Origin of the sequence: Flavobacterium notoginsengisoli (assembly GCF_042686225.1) — a bacterium.
GTDB classification, from domain to species: domain Bacteria; phylum Bacteroidota; class Bacteroidia; order Flavobacteriales; family Flavobacteriaceae; genus Flavobacterium; species Flavobacterium notoginsengisoli.
The window spans coordinates 949,965-972,881 of record NZ_JBHUOT010000001.1; the positions used below are offsets into that span (position 1 = coordinate 949,965).

16 protein-coding genes are annotated in these 22,917 nt (G+C 34.4%); 11 read left to right on the forward strand and 5 right to left on the reverse strand.

What is annotated here, in order from left to right; translation table 11 throughout:
- Positions 1-226: 226 nt before the first annotated feature.
- From ACFS3A_RS04030 to ACFS3A_RS04045, 4 genes are all read left to right on the forward strand, one after another.
- On the forward strand, positions 227-613 hold the full coding sequence (locus tag ACFS3A_RS04030) for a DUF7793 family protein (RefSeq protein ID WP_379824058.1): 387 nt from the start codon (positions 227-229) through the stop codon (positions 611-613).
- 43 nt (positions 614-656) lie between these two features.
- Positions 657-1,601 (forward strand): helix-turn-helix domain-containing protein, encoded by a 945-nt coding sequence (locus tag ACFS3A_RS04035; RefSeq protein ID WP_379824059.1) that lies wholly within the window; start codon positions 657-659, stop codon positions 1,599-1,601.
- Positions 1,602-1,681: 80 nt separating this feature from the next.
- Positions 1,682-3,211: a MauE/DoxX family redox-associated membrane protein gene (locus ACFS3A_RS04040; protein ID WP_330911714.1), complete on the forward strand. Its 1,530-nt coding sequence runs from the start codon at positions 1,682-1,684 to the stop codon at positions 3,209-3,211.
- Positions 3,212-3,301: 90 nt separating this feature from the next.
- Entirely contained in the window at positions 3,302-3,577 is a 276-nt protein-coding gene (locus tag ACFS3A_RS04045; RefSeq protein WP_330911713.1) for a DUF6520 family protein, read from the forward strand.
- 65 nt (positions 3,578-3,642) lie between these two features.
- On the opposite strand, the gene ACFS3A_RS04050 is transcribed toward ACFS3A_RS04045, so the two are convergent.
- The 3 genes from ACFS3A_RS04050 to ACFS3A_RS04060 form a co-directional block, all read right to left on the reverse strand.
- Positions 3,643-6,186 carry an alpha/beta hydrolase family protein gene (locus tag ACFS3A_RS04050; protein WP_379824060.1) on the reverse strand — a complete coding sequence of 848 codons (2,544 nt, stop codon included), beginning with the start codon at positions 6,184-6,186 and terminating at the stop codon, positions 3,643-3,645.
- A 141-nt stretch (positions 6,187-6,327) separates the two neighbouring features.
- Positions 6,328-7,722 (reverse strand): RagB/SusD family nutrient uptake outer membrane protein, encoded by a 1,395-nt coding sequence (locus tag ACFS3A_RS04055; RefSeq protein ID WP_379824061.1) that lies wholly within the window; start codon positions 7,720-7,722, stop codon positions 6,328-6,330.
- A gap of 10 nt (positions 7,723-7,732) precedes the next feature.
- Positions 7,733-10,756 (reverse strand): SusC/RagA family TonB-linked outer membrane protein, encoded by a 3,024-nt coding sequence (locus tag ACFS3A_RS04060; protein ID WP_379824062.1) that lies wholly within the window; start codon positions 10,754-10,756, stop codon positions 7,733-7,735.
- Positions 10,757-11,295: 539 nt separating this feature from the next.
- On the opposite strand from ACFS3A_RS04060, the gene ACFS3A_RS04065 reads away from it, so the two are divergent.
- From ACFS3A_RS04065 to ACFS3A_RS04095, 7 genes are all read left to right on the forward strand, one after another.
- Positions 11,296-11,631: a helix-turn-helix domain-containing protein gene (locus ACFS3A_RS04065; RefSeq protein WP_379824063.1), complete on the forward strand. Its 336-nt coding sequence runs from the start codon at positions 11,296-11,298 to the stop codon at positions 11,629-11,631.
- Between the two features lie 431 nt (positions 11,632-12,062).
- A complete protein-coding gene (locus tag ACFS3A_RS04070; RefSeq protein ID WP_330911224.1) occupies positions 12,063-12,533 on the forward strand; it encodes a JAB domain-containing protein in 471 nt (156 codons plus the stop codon).
- A 185-nt stretch (positions 12,534-12,718) separates the two neighbouring features.
- Complete coding sequence (locus tag ACFS3A_RS04075) at positions 12,719-13,615, forward strand: DUF4007 family protein (RefSeq protein ID WP_330911225.1); 897 nt, start codon at positions 12,719-12,721, stop codon at positions 13,613-13,615.
- A gap of 292 nt (positions 13,616-13,907) precedes the next feature.
- Entirely contained in the window at positions 13,908-16,820 is a 2,913-nt protein-coding gene (locus ACFS3A_RS04080) for a hypothetical protein (protein ID WP_379824064.1), read from the forward strand.
- Positions 16,817-17,926 carry a phosphoadenosine phosphosulfate reductase domain-containing protein gene (locus ACFS3A_RS04085; RefSeq protein ID WP_379824065.1) on the forward strand — a complete coding sequence of 370 codons (1,110 nt, stop codon included), beginning with the start codon at positions 16,817-16,819 and terminating at the stop codon, positions 17,924-17,926. Before ACFS3A_RS04080 ends, ACFS3A_RS04085 begins: the two co-directional genes overlap by 4 nt.
- A 13-nt stretch (positions 17,927-17,939) precedes the next feature.
- On the forward strand, positions 17,940-18,986 hold the full coding sequence (locus ACFS3A_RS04090) for a DUF262 domain-containing protein (protein WP_379824066.1): 1,047 nt from the start codon (positions 17,940-17,942) through the stop codon (positions 18,984-18,986).
- 1 nt (position 18,987) lies between these two features.
- Positions 18,988-19,836 (forward strand): SIR2 family protein, encoded by an 849-nt coding sequence (locus ACFS3A_RS04095; protein ID WP_379824067.1) that lies wholly within the window; start codon positions 18,988-18,990, stop codon positions 19,834-19,836.
- A gap of 89 nt (positions 19,837-19,925) precedes the next feature.
- On the opposite strand, the gene ACFS3A_RS04100 is transcribed toward ACFS3A_RS04095, so the two are convergent.
- Together ACFS3A_RS04100 and ACFS3A_RS04105 are read right to left on the reverse strand one after the other, a co-directional pair.
- Complete coding sequence (locus ACFS3A_RS04100) at positions 19,926-21,134, reverse strand: hypothetical protein (protein ID WP_379824068.1); 1,209 nt, start codon at positions 21,132-21,134, stop codon at positions 19,926-19,928.
- Positions 21,131-22,903: an AAA family ATPase gene (locus ACFS3A_RS04105; protein ID WP_379824070.1), complete on the reverse strand. Its 1,773-nt coding sequence runs from the start codon at positions 22,901-22,903 to the stop codon at positions 21,131-21,133. Before ACFS3A_RS04105 ends, ACFS3A_RS04100 begins: the two co-directional genes overlap by 4 nt.
- Positions 22,904-22,917 lie beyond the last annotated feature (14 nt).

A 22,917-nucleotide genomic window follows, 5' to 3' on the forward strand; every position in this document is an offset into this window, starting at 1 on the left:
ACTTTGTGATATTTAACTATCTGATAAACAGTGGTCTAAAATTCTTTATAAAAAATGGAAATATTTTTGTTTTATGAAATTTTACTCCCAATAAGGCAAGTTTTGTTCCCGATTTAGCAACGAATTTGATGTTTTTACAAGAAATAATCCACAATTAGCAATTATTATGTTTATTTATCTTTATATTTTTGTTAAATTACAATCCCATAATTTAAACTGATAAGACATGATTGCAGCACATGAATCTTATGAGAATCAAAACGCTAGGTTTTGGATTGAGGATGGAATCCTTTTTTTCGAATACAAGCCAAGAACGGCAATTGACTTAGAAGTGGCTATGCGTGTCGTAGCTGACAGGATTGCATTTCAAAACGAACGGCATTTTCCTGTCTTCTGTGATACCAGAGGCATAGCTTCGATTGATAAAGCGGCTAGGGATTATCTCGCCAAATCCGGTTCAATGCTTGCAAAAGCAGTCGCTCTTATCGGCAGTGAAAATGTTTCGATTACTATGAGCACTTTTTATCTGGAAATCAGCAGACCTTCAGTGCCTACAAGAATTTTTACAATTAGGGAGGAGGCGCTGGATTATCTTAAAAGTTTTATTAGGTGATGAAGAAGTCAAAGAGTAATAGGTATAACTAAAATCAGGACCGATGAAAAGACCCCACAACCGCAGACGGATGATATCCATGCAGAAGATGTTATTTGAGATGGCAAGGGGCAATTTCAATAACCAGATTCCCCTGAGTAATTATGATGATGAAATTGAAACTCTTGTTGTCCTGGTAAATATGGTGGCAGAGGAACTTAAAGAGTCTGCCTTTCATTCCGGTTTTGTGAATCCTTATATTACTCACAGGATGTTAATGCCTGCAACTTTTATTCTGGATGAAAAACATCACATAAAAAATATAAATCAGGGTGCATTGGAAATTTTGGGATACAATGCAGCGGAAATGCTCGGACGGCCGATACGTGATTTCCTAAACATTGACATAAGCGATATATCAGACAGTATGAGAAAACAAGCGGAAGAAATGCTTTTGGCAGGTGAAATTATTACACTTGATTTTATAACAAACAAAAAGCTGACTGTTGATGCCGAGTGCTCCGTATCTAGGTTATCGGATGGAAAGCATTTTGTTCTAAGCTTTGTGGCACCCTTTCTCCAGGTTAATGAAACTGCTTCGGAATCTTTGCAGATAAAAGAAGTCAGACACCCTAATTTCGGACAGACTGAAGCGCGAATGCTGCAGCGGGTTTATGATTACATTTTAGCAAATTTGACAGAACCATTACCGTCTATTAAGGAACTGGCAAGACAGTTCGGTACAAATGATTTTAAGCTTAAAGACGGATTCAGGCATTTTTTCCATACAAGCATATATAAATTTTATACAGAGCAGCGACTCAAAAGAGCCTACCTGATGATAGAGCAGACCGATATTCCCCTGAAGAATATTTCATTTATGAACGGGTTTAACAGTTATCCTAATTTTTCCAAATCATTTAAAAAGCAGTTTGGATTTTCTCCTAAAGAACTCGGCAGAGGTAAAATAGGCGGTCTTTTCCCTTTACATGGCCTTAATCCTTCTTAGTTAATTTTTGCTCCCGATAGTATAAGTGTTATTGAGTTGGAATTCAGAATTTTACAACACTGAATTTAAATTGATTAACAATGAACTTTAAAGCAAACATGAGATTTAAAAAAAATACGGTAGATACAATCTGCATGCTGTATTTATTTCTTTTTGTATATGCAGCAATGAATAAAGGGCTTGATTTTGAAAAGTTTCAGGTAGAGTTAGGCCAATCTCCTTTGTTAAGTGCTTTTGCAGCTTGGATTTCTTGGATTGTACTGATAGTTGAATTTACAATTGTCTTTTTTCTGCTGATTCCCAAAACAAAAATTAAAGCACTTTATGCCGGTTTTTGTCTGATGTCAATGTTTACAGCCTATATTTTCATCATGCTGAATTATAGCTCCTTTTTACCATGTTCGTGTGGTGGAATATTAGAAAAAATGAGTTGGAAACAACATTTGTTGTTCAATGTTTTCTTTGTTGCAATGGGCGGAATAGCACTCTGGCTGCATCATAAACAAACATATGTAAAATCAAATAAATGGGGACTATCTTATTCAGTCCAATTATTTGTAAGTACTGTGGGAGGTACTGTCATTGTTGTTGTTTTATTTCTTTTATCTGAAGAAATGATGCATCATAAAAACCCATTTATACGGCGTTATCCGCATCATCCTGTTACACTTAAACACACAATCGACTTAAAATATAATTCGTACTACTTTGCAGGGTCAGGTGATGGGAAAATATATCTTGGAAACACAACTGTTCCGTTGTTTCTGTTATCAATCGATTCTAAACTCAAACAGCAAAAAATCAGGGCTACTTTTGACCGCAAAAGCTTCGCATTTCAAACACTGAAAATAGCCGTTCGCCCTCCTTATTTTTATATTTTGGACGGAAGGTCGCCGGTTATTTTCAGCGGACAAATCAGTGATTGGAAAGCATCCTTACAAAAACACAGACCTCCGTACTTTAATGTTGCCGTTCCTATAGACAGCTGTCGGATTGTTTTTAGGGGTAACAGAAAAATAAACAAAAACAATGTATTGGGCATTTTTAATAGTTCCAATGCAAAAACTCAATTGGCGCCACAGTTATTACAAAAGCAAATTGATGGTATATTTGATACGGACGGAATGCTGCATTACAGTGCTGAAATGAAAAAAATTATATATATCTACAACTACCGAAACCAATATATAGTGGCAGAGGAAAATGGCAAATTGGATTATCGTTCCAATACTATTGATACTATATCCCATGCCCAAATAAAAGTTGCCTATCTCAAAAATAAGACAGAAAGAACTATGGCAGTACCTGCCTTAACTGTCAATGGATATAGTAGCGTCTATAGTCATTTACTTTTTGTGAACTCTAATGTTCCAGGGCGTTATGAACATGAAAGAGTATGGGAAGAAGCCTCGGTAATTGATGTGTATGACCTTAATAAGAAAGCATATTTATTTAGTTTTCATGTTTATGAGAATGAGAATAAAAAGCTTCGAAGTTTTATGGTTACCGCTAGCCATCTTTATGCACTTATCGATACTAAACTGGTTATCTATGAACTGAATGAAAAGCTTAAAAATGAAATTAAAGGTGTGTCGGAAATAAAGTTCTGACGCATCTAAAATATATCGGGCCCGATAGCAGGCAAAAGATCGAACACCTGAAGAAAAAAGTAGATCATTTAATCTTTAAATTATAATGTTATGAAACCGATAAATTTAAAACCAATTACGCCCTTTGCAGTTTTTGTATTGGGAATTTTAGGTGCCTTCGCAACCACATCGATGCAGAGTGCCTCAAAAATTGATGCTCCCGTAACGGGTTATGCTTCAATGCCTGGCGCACCCTGTAGTGTAGAAGTGCTGTGTTCCGATGACGGAGGTCAGACTTGTCATGTAGATGATGACGATACTAAACCTCAGGCATTTATCAAAGACGGTGAAACTATCTGTGTAAGAGAACTGTATCGTCCACAATAGTTTTAGAATTTTTAAAAAATGCAATGCAGTTCATTTAGGACTGCATTGCTATCTATTGTTAATTGCTATTGAATTCCTTTTTTTATCCATTCAGCAGGTGTCACATCCTTTAAATGAAAATCGAACCATTCATGTATACGAATCGATAAGTCTTTCTGATTTTTACTTTTTTTAAGTGAATGACCTTCGTTTGGATACAGAAGTAAAATATTTTTTTTGTTTAGACGGCGCAAAGCAAGATAGAATTCAACGCTTTGACTCCAATTTACCTGAAAGTCAACATTTCCTGACCATGATAGCAGGGGAGTTGTAATATTCTGCGCATGTGTTATAGGAGAATTTCTTTCATATCCGTACTTATCATCGTATAGGGATTTGCCCATTCGCCACTGTTGTGTCTCAAACCTCCACATGTCAGGTCTTCCCGTGTTCCATCCTAATGTCAAATAGAAGCTGGCGAGGTCTGTAACCGCGGCGCCAGCTACAGCTGCCGCAAAAATATCAGTTTGAGTAATAATGAAATCTGTTTCATAGCCTCCAAAGGAATGCCCAATAAGTCCAATTTTATCTGGCTTTATGAACCCCATTCTTATTGCCTCTTTTGTTGCTGATACTACACAGTCCGTTGCAGCTATACCAGGGTTGCCAAGTTCGTACGATATGTCAGGTGCCAATACAAAATAGCCCTGTGTTGTAAAAGTAGTAATATTGAATTGCCCGTCACCAGTATATTGCGAAGGATTAGTATATCTATGAAGGTCTTGTGATAATTTTTCATAAATCAAAACAATCATTGGATATTTTTTGTCAGGATTATAATCAGCCGGATAATATAATGCGCCCTGTAAAAGTTTCTCTTTACTATTTTTGTATTGAATCATTTTTGACACTCCCCAATAAAATTGTTTTTGCTGCGGGTTACTTTCATAGACAGTTTTAATTTCTTTTCTAGTTCTGTTGTAGAGCATTACTTTAGGAGAAAGAGCATGACTCTGTTCAAGGTATGCAAACGTATTTCCATCATCGGACATCATCAATTGATTCAAATTACTATCGGTTGAGAATACTAATTTTTCAATATAGTCAGGAGTCCATTTATAATAAGCGGAATGTCCTTGTTGGTTGCTGGATTCTAATAGAAGCCCTTTCTTGAGATCTATTGTCCTGTGCATGCTTCCATCATAATTTTTTTGAGTTGATACGCGGTATTTATATCCAGGCCATCTAAATCTGGTATGGGTCTCACGACCTTTGGTCAGCCTTTTTGCTAAAGTACCATCAGGACTAATTGCCCAAATATCATACGCATCACAAAGGATTATTTGCTTATCTCCAGCCGTCCATCCTAAAGTGGGATAAGCTTCAATATTTTTTGGTAATTCCTGTTCATTGTGAAAAAATGGCTGTCCGATATGCCCAGTAATATTGGTATGCGTCTGCTTTACAGTATCATAAATCCACCAGTTTTTTTGAGAAAAATAAGAAATGTACCTACCGCTGGGAGAGGGAATAATATAGTTAGGAAATCCTGACTGCGAGCTCACTAGCAGATTTCTTTTACCAGCAGAAATATCAAAGAGATAAAAATCCCGAGGACCTTCGTAGACTAATTGTGGTTCATACTGTTTTTTATTAGAAAGAAGGGCAAAATTCTGATTGCCTGTGAGCATAATCTCTGGCAGGGAATTATTAGAAATAAGCATGCTTTGGTTACTTGACGGAGACCATCTTGCAACAAAGGGTCTATTGGATAATTTTTCTAATTCCTCCATTGGGTAAACCCATTTATCGTTGCCGTTCCAAATTTGAACATCTGATAGTTTTGTATCGTTTTCAGATTTTTTTTTGTGGCACACTTCAAAGAAGACCTGCTGTTTAGTATCAGAGATTTTCAATTTATATCTTGAAGAAAATATATAGAGCGAATCACCAAAAGATTTTTGCATATCTATAGATGTATAGCTGTATATTTTTTCACTTTTGATGTCATAATAGATTATATTATTTTCTGACTTGTCTTTATTTGCTGCTTCCTCAATGAAAGCGACTGCCTGATTTCCTTTATGCCAGGTAAGGTCACTAAAATTACCCTTGTCCTTCCAAATCATTTTTTTGAAGTTCTTTTTAAAAAGATCTAGAATATATACTTGATTTTCCTGCTTGTTTGTTCTTACGGTATACAATACTTTTTTATTATTAGGAGCTAAAAGAAAATCATGTACTCCATCAATGCGGTCCTGCGAAGTTCCTGTAAGGTCTCGAATAATCAATGTGCTTTTTTTTTGATTGTCAGCAATTAAAATAAGAAGGCGTTTTGCTTCAGGAGAATAAACATAACTATTCACATTGGCTATGGTTTCTGGACTGCAACCATTTAGATTAAATAGTTGAAGCCCTTCAGAATTATTGTAAATGAAAAAGGATGAAGCTATAAATTCCCCTCTGTTGCCTGAAGGGAAACTATAAGTTTGTAAGGATTGCGTATTCCTTATAAATAAAGTATCTGCTCCCCCTTTATAGGATACATTATAACTGATCCACTGGCCACTGTCATCTATTTTGTTCAGGTTTAAATTTCCCCATTTTGAATAATCTGCAGGGGTAAGCATTTTTTTTTGCATACCCTGCCCCCAAATAGAGCAGGTTACTAATTGCAAAACAAATATTAAAATAAAGTTGGCCTTAAGGCGGAGTAATCTAAAGGTTATATAAAAATGTGTTTTCATCAGAATTTGTGTATAGGAAATGGTCTAATATCCAGGATTTTGAAAGCCAAGGTTCGGATTGACAAGAAATTCGGTTTCCGGAACAGGCAATAGACGGTCAGTGGTTTCCCAGCCTGGTTTTGAAGCCAATGTGATATCCAGTTTGCTGTTACGTTTAAGGTCAAAAAAGCGATGCCCATATTCGGTAAAAAGTTCTTTTCTTCTTTCTTCTGCTATTGCTGACAAGATTTCTTCTTTGGAAGAGGAAGTAATATCAGCAAGGCCGGCACGGTTTATAATTTTATGGAGATCTTCCTTCGCGCCTAAATGATCATTCAAGTGAGTTCTAGCTTCTGCCCTTATAAAATATTGTTCGGTCAGTCTTAGGACAATAGAGTATTCCTTTGAAGATGCAGTAGACTTATTTTCTTTATATTTAGAAGCGTAGTACCATGTTCCTGAAACATTGCTTACTGCAGTTGTCCATTTTAATTTACGAGCGTCATTTGCAGTGAAGGAGTCCATTAAAGACTGGCTTATTGCTACCAGTTGCGGTGGTCCAGAAGCAAAATAGAAAAGGGTTCCCTCATCGGTGTTTTTACCTGCCAGACTTGGGATGAACTGCCAGATTGTTTCTGTTGAATTTTTCAGGAAAACTTTTTCAGGATTATTTTCAAAAACATACAATGATTTATTTTCAATTACTTCAGTGGATAGTTTTGCGGCATTTTCCCAGTCTTTTTGGTATAAATAAACTCTTGCCAGCAGCGCTTTTGCGGTAAATGAATTTGGACGAATCCGTTCCGTATTGAGATAGGTTATAGGAAGCAATTTTTCAGCAGTTTTTAGATCTGATATTACATTGTTATAAATTTCATATTCCGGGATACGTTTGGCAGTACTGTTTACTTTGTAATCGGTAGAGTAGAGATAAGGTATGTCGCCAAAAAGTTGCAGGAGGTAAAAGTGGAGCAGGCCACGAACAAAATGTGCTTCACCTTCTAATTGTGCTTTTTCTTTTGAATTCAAAGCACTAGAAGCTTGAATACCTTCAAGCACTGCGTTTGCAGCATAAATCTGATTGTACGAATTGTTCCAAAAAAGAGAAATTATAGAATTGGAAGGTAATATGGTATTGGTATAAAATCCCGTTCCTGAATTGGATGGCGGTCCATAAAAGTTCAGTTCATCAGTATAAATTCCCAAACAATTGGATATACCCAATTGTGTTCCGGTAAGGAGGCCTTTGTCGCGAATTTTAGCATAGATATCGGTCATTGCGGCATCTGCTGTCATGTTATCTTCAAAAACTTTAGCGGCAGTCAGCTGTGATTTAGGAAGTTCCACTTCTACAAAAGAATCACAGGAATTAAAAGAGAACACAATACTTAAAAAAAGCACTGAAAAACATATAGGCAATCTTGTTATGATCTTATTCATGGTTTTAGGATTAAAAAGTTAATTGTACACCAGCTGTAATAACTTTAAGAGGAGGTAGGTAGCCGCTGTTTTTAAACTCAGGATCGCCATCCTTATAAGAAGTAAAAGTTAGGAGGTTCTGTCCCTGTAGCATTATACTGCAATGCAGCTCTTTTAGACGCAAAGGAAGCTGATAGTTCAAGGCAATATTTTTTAGACGGATATAAGAGGCATCGACAATGGTTGCATCGCTTGACGTATAGCGTGATTGAGCAGCAACAGCAGCAGCATTGGCTCCGGTAGTGAATATTTGATAAGGAGCAATTTCTCCGGCCTCCTGCCAGCTATTGCTCAGTCTTTCTGGACGATTAGTCATATTTCCTGCCAATCCCGCAAGCAGGGTTGCATTTTGCTGTTTTACAAACTGAAAAGTAAAATCAAGTTTCCAGTTTTTGTAACTCAGTTGATTCTGCAGCCCTCCAAAATAGTCAGGACTAAAATCCACAATAGTCTGTTTGTCATCAGGAGAAGATATCAGTCCATCATTGTTCTCGTCTTTAAACTGATAAATTCCTGTCTGGGGGTCAACTCCTGTGGAGTGATATAATAGTTGAATGTTCAATGGCTGTCCTATCCGATAGGTGTTTTTATAGGTTGAGCTTTTTAGATTAGGAAAACTAATGAGTTTGTTTTGGGCAAGACTGATATTAAAAGAGCTACTCCAGTTAAAGTTCTTAGTCGAAAAATTGACAGTGCGAAGCGTAAATTCAACTCCCGTATTTTCTACTTTGGCATCCAGATTGGCTTGAAGCTGTGTAAAGCCAGTTGTTCCTGGCAGTGGAATTCCAACCAATTGATTGGATGAACGATTTCTGTACCATGCTCCTGTAAAAAATATTCTATCATGTAAAAATCCGATTTCTAAGGCAGCTTCAAGTTTTTTATTGATTTCCCAGCCAAAGTCAGGATTAAATAAGCGAGTGGGTTGCATACCTATATTATTCTGATAACTTACTCCTGATGAAGTATAGGTATTCAAAAACTGATAATCGCCAATCTGGTCGTTGCCGGTTATACCATAACTGCCACGAAGCTTTCCGAAACTCAGCCAAGAGCTGCCCCGCAGGAAACTTTCATTGGAGAGCAGCCAGGCAGCACCCACAGCCCCAAAAGTGGCAAATTGATTGCCAGAACCAAAACGGCTTGAACCGTCTCTTCTAGCAGTAAGGTTTACTATGTAACGATCCTGCCAGTTGTAGTTGGCTCTTCCAAAGAATGCCTGATATTTATAAAGCGTTTCATCGCTTAAAAAGACCAGTTTTGTAGTTGCCGATGCCAAGTCATAAATAAGACTATTCGAGGTAAAGCCGCTACCAGACTGATACAGCCTGCCTGTATTCTGCTGTTGAAATGTACCGCCGAGCAAAATGTCTATTTTTCCCTTTCCTACTGTTTTTTCCCAATTGAGCTGAGGTTCTACAATCCAGGAACTTCGTTTGGTATTGTTGACAATAATGCTCGAATTTGCGCTTGTATATCCGTAAGAAGGGCTGTACATTGTTGAAGGATTGGTCCTGCTTTCGACATGCTGGGTATCAGTATAGCCAAAACTGCTTTTGAGCTGTAGGCTGGGAAGAATTTTATAGCTCAGCATAGTATTGGCTATAAGATCTTTTGTTTGGGAAAGGTATTTGGCAGTCAAGCTTTGAAGAGGATTTTCCCATGTCGAGTTCTCCCAGTTCAGATTTCCATCAGCATCATACAATGCAGGTGCATTTGGAGGAATAAAGCGTGCCTGAGTTGTTATATCTGCGGCAGGCTGGTCATTGTTTTGTACTGTGTAGCCTGCTGAGAATACTAAATGGAATTTATCATCTGCCGATTGGTGGTTGAGATTAAATTGCGAACCTCCCTTTTTGTATAAAAAATTACCCGGAAGTACAGTGGTCTCACTATGGTAATTCGCATTTAAGAGAAACTGCGTGTGCTTGGTACCCCCACTAATACTTCCACGTAGTTCACTCATGACTGATGTACCGCCAAATAGTACTTTTTGCCAGTCTGTATAACGATTCTGGTTCCAGGTACCGTTGACATCGTAGGCATTTGCCGGATAGGTCGTAATCTTATCATTGGCAAATGCCTGACGACGCATGGCGAGATAATCTTCCGTATTCATAAGCTTCATGTAGCTGGTTACTGTTCCTGCGCCTGTTGAAGCATTAAAGGAAAATGTAGTTTTTCCTTCTTTGCCTTTTTTTGTCGTTATAAGCACAACACCATTGGCGCCACGAGATCCATAAATAGCAGTCGCATCTGCATCCTTAAGAACTTCGATACTTTCTATATTGGTAGGATTTATACTATTTAACGGGCTTGTAGTGGTTGGGAAAACATTTGAGGTCTGGTTATAGCCAATGGCATCAGCGCTATAAGGTACACCATCAATAATATACAAAGGGGCATTAGCATCTGCCCGGAGACTATTTCGTCCACGGATCTGGATTTCAAACCCTCCGCCAGGTGTTCCTGTGGTCTGGGTAATATTTACTCCTGCCATACGCCCCTGCATAGTTGCAAGTACATTGGTTACAGGCTGGGTTTCGATATCTTTTGCTGTTATGCGGGCAATACTTCCGGTGCGTTCGCTTTCTTTTACTGAGTAATATCCCGCATTGACACGCACTTCCTGAAGTGTTGTGGTATCGTACTGAAGGACAATATCAATTTTAGGACGTCCTGCAATAGGGATAACAGCGGTCTTAAAACCGATAAAAGAAACTACCAACGTATCATGGACGGAGGCAGAAATACTGTACTGCCCATTGTAATCGGAGATTGTCGCTGTATTTAATTTGCCTTTTATGGCGATAGTAACTCCTGGCAGGGGAGAACTGCCATCAGAGACAGTACCCTGAAGCTTATGCTGTTGAAAATTGGATTTGAAATGCCGAAAAGAATTTTCGGCAAATGAGGATGAAAAAGACATTAGAAAGCCTGCAAAAATTAGGCAATAAAGTGCTTTCCCATCCTTGTAAAATGAAAAATTATTCATAATATTGGGATTGGTTAGTTAAATATGATTTGATTAGCTATGGTCCTCTGCTCTAGTTAGTCGCTGCTGCAGAGGGCCTTTTTTTGTGTTGAAGTCAAAGCAAAACTTTAAAATTACTTCAACGGAAGTGTTTCATAAGCATTCTTTTTTAAGGTTTAATAATTGGGAAGTCACACCACCATTTCCTAGTTGCAGCCAAGTATAGGCAGAGTGTACCCCAATTAAACTAATTCAGTGTTTTTTATGGTAGCGAAAAACAATATAACATTTTCATTGCTATGAATCGAAGTTGCCAAAATGTAAGAATAAAAAAGGCATGGAACTCAACTTAAACGCTATCAAGGTACTGGTATACCCACGCACGAATAAGTGAGCCCACGCCAAAAGACGTGAGCATCTTACTTATCATCTCGTGCGTTAAAAATTACCAGTTTTTGATAACGAGATTCAAAGCGAATGCTTCAATGTTTTAATGAAGAGTCGCAAAATTACATTTTAGTTGTAATTATTTTACAAATATAACAAAAAAAACTTTTGGTATGATATATCATACCAAAAGTTTTTTAAATAAATCTGATATTTATTTTTTTAAATACATCAATGTGACTGAAAAGGAAAAAATAGGAGAGGAATGTAGAAAACTACGTGAAAAGATAAGTGGTTTAGGTTCTCTGGATAAACCTATTTCCCAACAAGAACTTGCAGATATTAATGATGGAGTAACAAAAGAGTTAATAGGAACAATAGAAAGGGGTCAAGCTAATCCTACTTTGGAAAAGATGGTTTTGATCGCTAAGTCTTTAAAAAAAGAAACTGTTACAATTCTTGATGTCGAAATAAATGTAGAGAAATTTATTAGAGAAATGAATAAATAATAAATTTGAGTTTTTACATGTCAAAAAAGCCTTTCAAACTTTGAAAGGCTTTTTTGATTCGGATTATTATTTAGATTTTCGGACAGAAACCTTTCTTAACTCCTTTAAAAATCTTTTCGATTGCAAGAGATAATCTACATGATCTAGCTCAAGTCGCTTTACAAATTTCTCTAATAAAAAGATTCATATTATTTTTTTTAATCTCTTTCAATGTCTTCTTGCGAGCCACCTAGAAAGACCAGTTGTTATTTTGTATCCGTATTTTTAGGGTTCAGACTTAATTCCGAAACAAAGTTCGGGAACTAAAGGCGGTTCGCGGAAAAAAATTCCCCATAAATGCAGGCGAAATCCTGCTTTATTGCGTTGCTTTTTTCGCTCGCTTTCTCATTCCCGGTTCAAGTTCCATTATTAATCTTAAAACTTAAGAAATCATGGAAACTTCAAGAACAGTTCAGAATTGGAATCAGGTGGCAGAAATCCAGTTGGTCTACAAAACGAAAGTAAAAGCTTCAGAAAGACCTTTTATCAAATCTTCCAAAACGGTTTACCAGCTGGCGCTCCAATGCTGGAATCCTGATACAATTGAATTTTTCGAAGAATTTAAAATCCTACTTCTGAACCGGTCCAATAAGGTATTGGGCATGTATGAAGTATCCTCAGGCGGAATTGCCGGCACTTCAGTAGACCTCAGAATGATTTTTGCAGCGGCTCTCAAATCTAATGCCGTATCGCTGATTATGATTCATAACCATCCATCAGGACAGTTGAAGCCATCTGAGGCGGATAAACAGATAACCAGAAAAGTTAGAGAAGCAGGCAGAGTTATGGATATAACACTGCTGGATCATCTCATCATTACTCCTGAAGCCTATTATTCCTTTGTAGATGACGGAGCTTTATAGCTCCGTTATGTTTATTTGCATACATTTCAAAGCACTATTGCTCTATTTACTGAAGCAAAGTTTTAAAATTTTATTTTATAGAAACTAAAATTAAAGAGCGATTAAAAGTAAGATTTAGTTATATAAATGCATCTCTTATAGTTATATTTTGTTAATTTGTAGCAAACAAAATTACAATACTATATATGTCTGAAATATTGACAATTCCATCAAATAAGCTTACTTTTTCTGGGCATGACACTTTTCACTGCAGACATTTGTGGTTGAAAAAAGGTTATGATTTTGTAAAAAAGGGAAATAAATTCACTGATAGTGAAGCAGTAGTTTTATTGGGTGTCGGCAAAAATATGGTTTCTGCCATATTTTTTTGGATGAGAGCATTTGCATTGATCGATAAAGACGGTAATACAACCGATGTAGCGGATTATATTTTTTCCTCGGAAGGAAAAGACCCATATTTGGAAGATGAAGCGACATTATGGCTGCTTCATTATCAATTGACAAGTCAAGGAATTGCTTCTATATACCACTTGGTTTTTAACTATTTGCGAAAAGAAAAGATTGAGTTTACAAAAGAAAATTTTTTAGTTTTTGCGGAAAGAAAAGCAAATGAGATAAGTTTTACGCAATTTAATAAAAAAACTGCTGCGACAGATTTCGATGTAATGACCAGAATGTATATCAGGACGAATGATCAGATCAAGGATAAAGAGGATACTTCATCAGGGCTTTTGACAGATTTAAATCTTATTCAGGAAGAGAAAAAGCATAATTCAATTTACTCGATTCCTAATGAGAGCCGTAATAATTTACCTGAAGAGGTAATATTATATACGATTTTGGATCAAAGTAACATTCAAAACTCAGTAAGTTTAAATTCATTGTCTCAGGATAGAAATATGGCTGGTTCTGTTTTTGCAATTACAAAAAACGCACTAATGGAAAAGTTAGAATCAGTTGCAAACAATGTACAATATCAGAAATACGGTATCACATTAAGTGATCATGCAGGAATTAAAGAATTGCAGTTTACATCAAAACCGGACAAATTTGAAATTCTAAATCTTTATTATGGCAAATAAGTTCAACACATCAACTAACATCATTCGTGATACAGATAGGGAATTAACATATATTCCTACTCCAAATGCCATCCGCATAAGCAATCAGATTAGTAATGATTTTAAGCAAGGAACCAGATCATTTAATGTGATTGGATCATATGGAACAGGTAAAAGTTCTTTTTTATGGGCTGTAGAGCAGACCCTGAAAGGGAATAAGTCGTATTTTGGCTTGAATTTGCTTCCAAATCCAAAAATCGATTTTATTAAAATTGTAGGAGAATATAAGTCATTGAAGCAGTCATTTATTGATTTGCTTGAAATCAAAAATGATAAAGATCAGATTGAAAATGTTTTTTCTGAAATCTACAATCGATATTATGATTTGGATAAGAAAAGTCCGCTCCTTTTTATTTTCATAGATGAGTTTGGAAAATTTCTTGAATACGCTTCTCAAAATGAACCGGAAAAAGAATTGTATTTTATCCAGCAATTGGCTGAGTTTGCTAATAATTCAGATAACAATATTGTTTTATTAACCACAGTTCATCAAAATTTTGATGCATATGCCATTAACTTGGAATCCACGCAGAGACAAGAGTGGACAAAAGTAAAAGGCAGGTTCAGGGAAATTACATTCAATGAGCCTGTTGAGCAATTATTGTTTCTTGCTTCTGAACATATAGAGGAAAGACAATCTGCAATTAAAAAAGAAAAAACGGTCAACGAACTAGTTGAGTTGCTTACTGTATCAAAGGCTTTTAAAACCAATGAGGACTATGTCAGGGAGATAGCTAAAAAGTTGTATCCTTTAGATGCAATTTCTGCTTATGTACTAACATTGTCACTACAGAAATATGGGCAGAACGAGAGATCATTATTTTCTTTTTTGGAATCAACCGATCACACGGGATTATATCAACATAGTATTCTGACTGATAATTTTTACTCGATAGCAGAAGTATATGATTTTTTGATCTATAATTATTTTTCTTTTCTTAATTCAAAATATAACCCAGATTTTGCTGCATGGAAGGCGATAAAAACTTCTTTAGAGAAAATTGAATCTTTGTTTAATGGAAGCATTTCTGATTATGCAAAAATAATCAAAACGATAGGCTTGCTCTCAATCAATGCCCAAGGGGGATCATTTATAGATCGTGATTTTTTGGTTTTATATTCTGAAAAAAGTCTGGGAATACCAAATGCAGATAAATTAATTGAAGATCTAGAAGGGAAAAAAGTTATTCTATATAGAAATTATAATAACAGATACATTCTTTTCGAAGGAACCGATCTTGACATTCCCACGGCTCTATATGAAGCAGGTAACAAGATTGATGATATTACAGATGTTGTTACGTTACTAAATAAAAACTATTCACTGCCGGCAGTTTTAGCAAAAAGGGCAATGTTTGAAACAGGAACACCTCGTTTATTTGAATATAAGATATCATCCCAGCCTATTTCAACAAAACCGGAAGGAGAAGTTGACGGATTTATCAACCTGATTTTTAATGAGAGGGATATACTTTCAGACATAGAAAAACTATCATCAGAAAATCAGGAGTCTATTTTATATTGTTATTATCTAAATTCAAAAGACATTAAGGATCTTCTTTTTGAAATAGAGAAAACAAGAAAAGTAATTGAAGATAACCTTGACGACAAAGTTGCGGTTACAGAGCTTAAAAATATTGTTGTTCATCAAAGAAATTTATTAAATCATAAAATCCTCAATAGTTTTTTTGGAGACAAAACCTCAGTCAGATGGATTTTCGCAGGTAAACAGAAAGAACTAAAATCTCAAAAAGAGTTTAATTCCTTTCTTTCATTTATATGTCAAAAAGTTTACTTTAAGACACCATATTTTAATAATGAACTTGTAAACAAGCATAGGATATCTACCTCTATCCATACAGCAAAAAGGAATTATTTCAGAGCTCTTGCCAATGATTGGGATATGCCTCAGCTTGGTTTTCATAAGGATAAGTTTCCGCCTGAGAAAACAATATATCTTTCCTTATTGGAAAACAACGGAATTAAGTTATGTGATGATAATCTGTCAAATTTGATAGAACCACATAATGACAATGGTTTTCATAATTTGTGGAAGGCATCCGTTGAATTTTTGGATAGTGCCAAGCTTACCAAAAGAAATGTTTCTGAATTTACTGAGATTTTAAGTAACAAACCCTTTAAGCTCAAACAAGGATTCATTGATTTTTGGGTTCCTTCTTTTCTGTTTATCAAACGAGACGAGTATGCGTTATTTAATGTAGGTATTTATACCCCAACAATTAATGAAGATATCTTAGAACTTATTGCAAAAATTCCAAAAGATTTTGAAGTGAAATCGTTCGTATTGGAAGGCGTAAAATTGGATATTTTTAACAGCTATCGTAAATTTTTAAATATCGATCTGAATAAAAACGGTAACGCGCAGACTTTTATTGAGACAATCAAACCATTCTTGGTGTTTTACAGGAGTTTGCCTGATTATTCAAAAGAAACCAAACGACTCTCTAAAGAAAGTATGGCTATCAGGGAGGCAATTGCTACATCTAAAGATCCAGAACAGTCTTTCTTTGAAGATTTTCCAGCAGCATTAGGTTACTCTGTGGCAAAAATCCAGAAAGACAGAGCAGAATTACAACATTTCATTATACATTTACAGGATTCAATCAAAGAAGTCCGGAATTGTTTTGATGAACTTGTCAATCGCTTTGAGTTTTATCTTCAAGATAAATATTTTGATACAAATTTATCTTTTGAGCAATATAAATTAAAATTTCAAATAAGATATAAAACATTGCATCGTCACTTATTGCTTAATTCTCAGAAATCATTTGTTCAGCGAATCGATTCGAAGATTGAAGATAAAAAGGCTTGGCTTAGCTCGCTAGCACAATCGCTTGTCGGTAAGTCATTGGAGAAATTCAAAGACGAAGATGAGCTTATGCTGTATGATAAGTTTACAGATATGATTTTGAGCCTTGATAGCTTGAACCGAATATCTAAAACGACATTTGATGAAGAAAAAGAGATAGCGTTGGATGTTCAAATCAATTCTTTTGATGGCGGAATGGCAAGCAAAGTGATTCGACTGCCTAAAGGAAAATTTAAGGATGTTGAAAAACTTGAAGAGAAAATCAAGGAGTTGTTATCTAAAGACAAAAGCACTGATTTGGCTGCGTTGGCAGCAGTTTTAAAAGAATTATTATGAGCGGTAAAGTTAGACACGTGTTAGGGATTTCCGGAGGGAAGGATAGTGCAGCTTTGGCTATTTACATGAAGCAGAATTACCCTGAATTGGATATCGAATATTACACATCTGATACAGGTAAAGAGCTTGAAGATACATATAATTTAATTGAGTATCTGGAAAATTTTTTAGGCAAAGAAATTTATAAATTGCCTGTCCTTGCTGATGATTCTTTAAATCCATTTGACCATTTTATTAAAATGTATAACGGTTTTTTACCGGGAAATATGTCTAGATGGTGTACCAAAAAATTGAAGCTTGAGCCTTTCGAGAAGTTTGTAGGAGATGATTTGGTGATATCTTATGTCGGCATTCGAGGTGATGAGGATAGGGAAGGTTATATCTCAAAAAAATCTAATATACAGTCTGTTTTTCCATTTAGAAAAAATATGTTCAGTGAAGATGTCACTGCTAAATTTCTTGCAAATAACAATATTAATTACGTATTGAAATATTATAGCACGTTGGATTTGGGAGAAAAGAAAGCAAGGATTTTCGAAGTTATTAATGAAGAGATTTCGATTAATTTTAGCCAGAGCCAAAAATTGAATAGCCTTCTGGATTTAGGAATCAAGGAATATAATCATGCTATGTTCGAGTTCTTGCAGACAACCGAATATCCATTATCTAGGGAAAGTGAATTTCCACTAGTGAGTAACGAGGAAATTCTTGTCAGAGATGATATTTTTAGAATATTGGAAGAATCAGGTGTTGGTGTCCCTGCTTATTACAAGGCAATTGAATTCGAAGTGAACGGAAAAAAATCAACATATGCACGTAGTCGTTCCGGTTGTTTTTTCTGTTTTTATCAGCAAAAAATCGAATGGGTATGGCTTTATGAACAGCATCCTGATCTGTTCTTGAAAGCAATGGAATATGAGAAAGAGGGTTATACTTGGATACAGGATGAATCACTTGCAGATTTGGCAAGACCGGAGCGTATAGAAAAAATAAAAGAAGAATATATTAAACGTAAAGAACGAACAAAATCAAAAGTACAATCTCCTTATCTGTTGGATATTTTAGAGGATGCAGAGGGAGAAGGTTGTGCAAGTTGTTTTATATAATATAATATTTTAAATGAAAATAAGACTTGCTAATTGGAAGGTAAAGACTCTGAATACTAGAATCGACAAAATAAATCCTGCTCCACAATATCAAAGAACTTCAGTCTGGTCATTGTCAAAAAAGAAACTACTTATTGATTCTATGCTTAGAGGTTATGATTTACCTAAATTTTATTTGAGAGCTACTCCAAACGATCCTTTATATGAATATGAAATTACAGATGGACAGCAGCGAATAAGAGCTATATGGGAATTTATGAGCGATGACTCAAAGTATAGTCTGGAAAGAACCATTATAAATGGTACAAGCACGCATAATTTAGAGTATAAAGAGCTTGGAGCTCTAAAGGAAGATTTTGATAATTATGAACTTAATATAGCGATAATTGAAGAAACTACTCCTGAGGAAATAAGAAGCCTATTTGCTAGATTGCAAATGGGTGCTCAATTGAATCAGGTTGAACTTCGACATGCAATGGCGAGCAACATAGGTTCAGCTATTTTTTCAGTGGTTGAGGCGCATAAATTTTTTAAAGGTTGTAGAATTATAAATACAAGATTCAAACACCAGGATTATTTGGATCATGTCATAACAATAGCCTACAATAACGGTTTGTCTGATGTCAAAGCTAAAAACATTGAGAAACTCTACAAAGATTTAGCTGATTCCACTTCTAATATTTTTAGTCCATATATTCAGAAAACAAACCAAATTTTAGATTTGATGGATAAATTGAACTCGATCAGCAAAGGAATTTTCAAAAATAAATGGACTTTTGTTGACACTTTTTGGTTGTTATACAGTTGTCATGACGATATTGATCGAATTGATGAAAAGAAGTTTGTTGAACAATTTAAAATTTTTGAACAAAGGCGAGTAGGAAATAATAGAAATCCAGATATGCTAATAAGTGATCCAACCAAACCAACCTATGATAGAGATCTTTATGATTATATTCTATCATTTAAGTTTTCAGGAAATTTTCAAAAAAATATAGCACTACGTCATGCTATTTTTAGAAAAAAATTTATTGGTAATGGAATTTATCTAAAAAAATAAAATGGTAGAAGATATCAAAAAAGCAATCAACAAAAATTCCTTTGGTCTATATGTTGGTGCAGGAATGTCAATGGGAGCAGGGCTTCCGAGTTGGGGTCAATTACTGAATGAATTAATTGATATTCTTGAGAGAAAAGGAATTGCAAGTACTCGTATTGCGGAAATGAGGATATTGGCAGGAATCCCGTCTAAATATTTAATGCTTGCCGAGGAATTGAGAGATCTTATCCAAAGTGATCTGGATAGACTAATCAGGGACCGGTTTGAGGATAAAACAAAGGTACCAACAGAAACACATGATGTTTTAGTTAAATTAAAATCGAAGTTTATTATCACTACTAATTATGACACATTAGTTGAAAAGGCCTTAGTTAAGAATTTCAATAACTATTTTCCAACAGTTTATACCTATAAGGATGCATCCTCTATAAATTACAGCTTATGGAATAATGACCATTTTGTACTTAAAGCCCACGGCGATGCTAAAACTCCTAAGGAAATCGTCCTTACTGAAAAGGATTATAGAAATATAATTTATAATCAGAGCGGATATCAAAGTATTTTGCATGCAATATTTTCGACAAATTCAATCCTATTTGTTGGGGTTTCCCTAAACGACCCCGAATTATTGCTACTGCTTGGCTATATCCACAACATTTTTCACGGTGGTTCTCCGACTCATTATGCTTTAGTCTCAAAAGATATGGTGACAGAGACAGAAGTTGAAAGATGGAGGAAAGATTTTAATATTGAAATAATAAAATATGACCCAGCTGGTAATCATATTGCAGTGAAAAACTTTTTGGAAGAAATAATAGCTGTAACTGAGGAAGCTAATTTTGACGTTTAATTTTTTTGGAAGCCATCTCGTAAATACCAATTTATTTTAAACAGCATATTATGATATCTACACACTCTTATAGTGTGTAGATAATGATTCTAATTTTCTAAATCTGATAATATTTCACCAGTAAATTTTGCTAATGGTCTCTTACCAAAATTGTTCTCATGAATATAGTTGCCATATACAACTCTTTCAATAAAATTCTCATCAATTCCCGAATTAGTTCCTAAAATAGACTGTAATTCCTCTATTTTAGTTTTATTGTAATAATAAGCCTTATAGACTAACTCTTGTGCAATGTCTTTATGATTATTGTATAATTCTTTAGTTTTAAAAGTTTTTAATGAGTTGTTAATCATCGTCATTTCACTATTATTCAAGCTAGGATTAAAATTAAAATCAATTTCGAATTGATTGATATTTGGAATGACGGTTTCTATTTTCAAGTCTGTGTACTGTAATTTAAATGTAATTTTACTTTGATTTAAATTTTCAAAAGGATGGATGTGTTGCTCTTCAAAAAAATTTTTCGAGCCTTTTAAATTAGAATTACAGATATGACAACTTGGAATTAAATTGTAAATTGATATTGAAAGAAAGGGGTACAAAGATTTTGGATAAAAGTGGTCCAATTCTGCACGTGTTCTACCGGAGTCTGTTTCCAACGTATGAATGTAATTTCTGTTACAATACGGACAAACTGTAACGCCTAAATCTGTAGTGTATTTATATGCGTTCCAGTTATCGCTTATTTCGATAAACTTAGAGTAATCAAAAATAGATTTCAGCAAATCATTCCAAGATTCTAAATTTGAAGAAATATTATTATTAATGTTGTCAAATCTGCTTTTTAATGTACCGATGTTTAATCTCTCATTGTTAACTTGCCCATAAAGCCTTTCCATTGAAGAAAATCTTTTATCTAGATAAATCATTCTCGCTTTAATATTTTTTTTATTGGATAGCCCCGCTGCATCTCTGTTAATTTTCACCCATATAGAATTCCAGCCGCCAGTAACAATAAAATCCTTATAAAAAGCAAAGGCGTCATTTGAAACGATACGACCTTTATTAATAACTAACTCGTTATATTTGTCAATTAATTCCCTTATCTCAATAGGTTTACCTATAATTATTTTTTTTAATAAATCGTGATTACTAATAAATCGAAATAGTGCTCTTTGTTTTATTGGTAACGCATTCTGTTTTTTGTATTCCTCAATTTTTTTATATCCAATTGAGTTTTCGAAATATTCCCAATGTTTATCTAATATTTCTTTCGGTATATCTCCTAAGTATATCATTCAATTTCCTTGTTTAATTGCAAAATTTGTGACTTATGCCATTCAATTAAAGCTTCTTTTCCAATTTTCTGAACATGTTTTTGAAGTTCCTCCTCTAATCTAATCCTTAAGACAGGTTCTCCAATCATTGATATCAATTTTTGATACTTTTCAAGACTTTCCCTATCAACATCTTTTAATTCTGATAAAATATTAGAAATTTTACTTCTGGCAAATTCGCCAATGGCACCATTGACTAAGAAAAATTGCTTATTATACAACTGATGAATATTAGCACCAAAAGAGGATTTTTGATCTAACTGTCGATCTGGCTTACAATTCTTGTCTAGTAGAATAACGTTCTCTTTTGGTAAATCAGAAATTAAAAAAGGTGAATGCGAGGTTAATATTAACTGAATATTGATGTTTTTAAAAATTTTCTCTATAAACCATATCAAGTCATTTAAGAAATTCTTTTGCCATTCAGGATGTAGGTAAAGGTCTCCTTCATCGATACAAATAAGTATATTTTCATTTTTCGTTTTAGAAACTTTATCAGTTAAATCAAACAATTGGGAAAATAGATTAAGGTACGCTTTCAATCCTGAACTTAATTGGGACCAATCATGAGTAATTAAACTTGCATTATTAAATGCTATTTGATTTCCTTCTATTAAATTAATAAAATCTTCATTATAGTCGACAAGTATTGAATTATCAAACTTATCAACATCTCCAAACTTGTAAATAATTGCTTTGCCACTTTCATCTTTCAATAAAAAATTATTTAGTATAGTTTTATATGAAGCGAATTCATCTTGATTCATTACACTTGAATCGATACTGTCAATATCTTCTATAAAAGATGTTATTTTAGGATGTAATACTCTGATTTCTTCAGCGAACCCGTCTGTTCCAACTAAATTAACATTGGCTAAAACTCTTCCTATGTTATATTGATTTTCGTATAGAAAGCATAACAAATTAATGGCTAAGCCATAATAAAAACGATTAGCATTAGAAGATGATTCCTCATATATTGCTTTTCGATATCTTTTTAAAATTCCCGCTAATTTTTCATTTAAATCATTTAATCTTTCGGTTCTGAGAAAAGCAACAGGATTAAAAACAAATCTAACATTCTTTATTGGTGAATCTATTGTATTTAGCCTCTGCCATGTATCCTCAAAAAAAATAGAATTTACAAAATCAATTTTGTTTGACTGTAATTCATTTAATTTGTTAAAAGAATAATTTAAAACAGTACTGCCGTTAAAAATATACTCTTTATTATCAGCTACATTTGAATAAAACATTGCTGACCAACTTTTTTCTGGCTCAATATTTAAGACCTTTTTGTTCAAACAATTTAAATCGGAAGTTTTCAGACTCTTATTAGTTTTACCAAAAAAACATAACTCATTATCTTTTTTAAAAACCAGAATATAATTTGATTGCAATTTTTTTCTATTTCCTGTACTAATTGCAGTCAAAATAAAATCTATAATGTTGCTTTTTCCGGATGAGTTTTTTCCAATCAAGGCGCACACTTGTGAGATCCTTACATTGTTTGTGTTTTGAAAATGGAAAAAATCCTCTAAATAATGCTTATCATCAGTAAAAAGTAATTTAACATCATTTTCTTGTAAAGCGGGAAAACCATCGATGGTATTTACGGTTATTTCATTTGATTCTATTTTGTAGCTAATCTCATAACGATTAGAAAAATTAAATCCGACATTTTCGATATTTCTAAATTTTTCAACCCAAACAAATAGTAGTTGATTCATATAATTTTATTTAA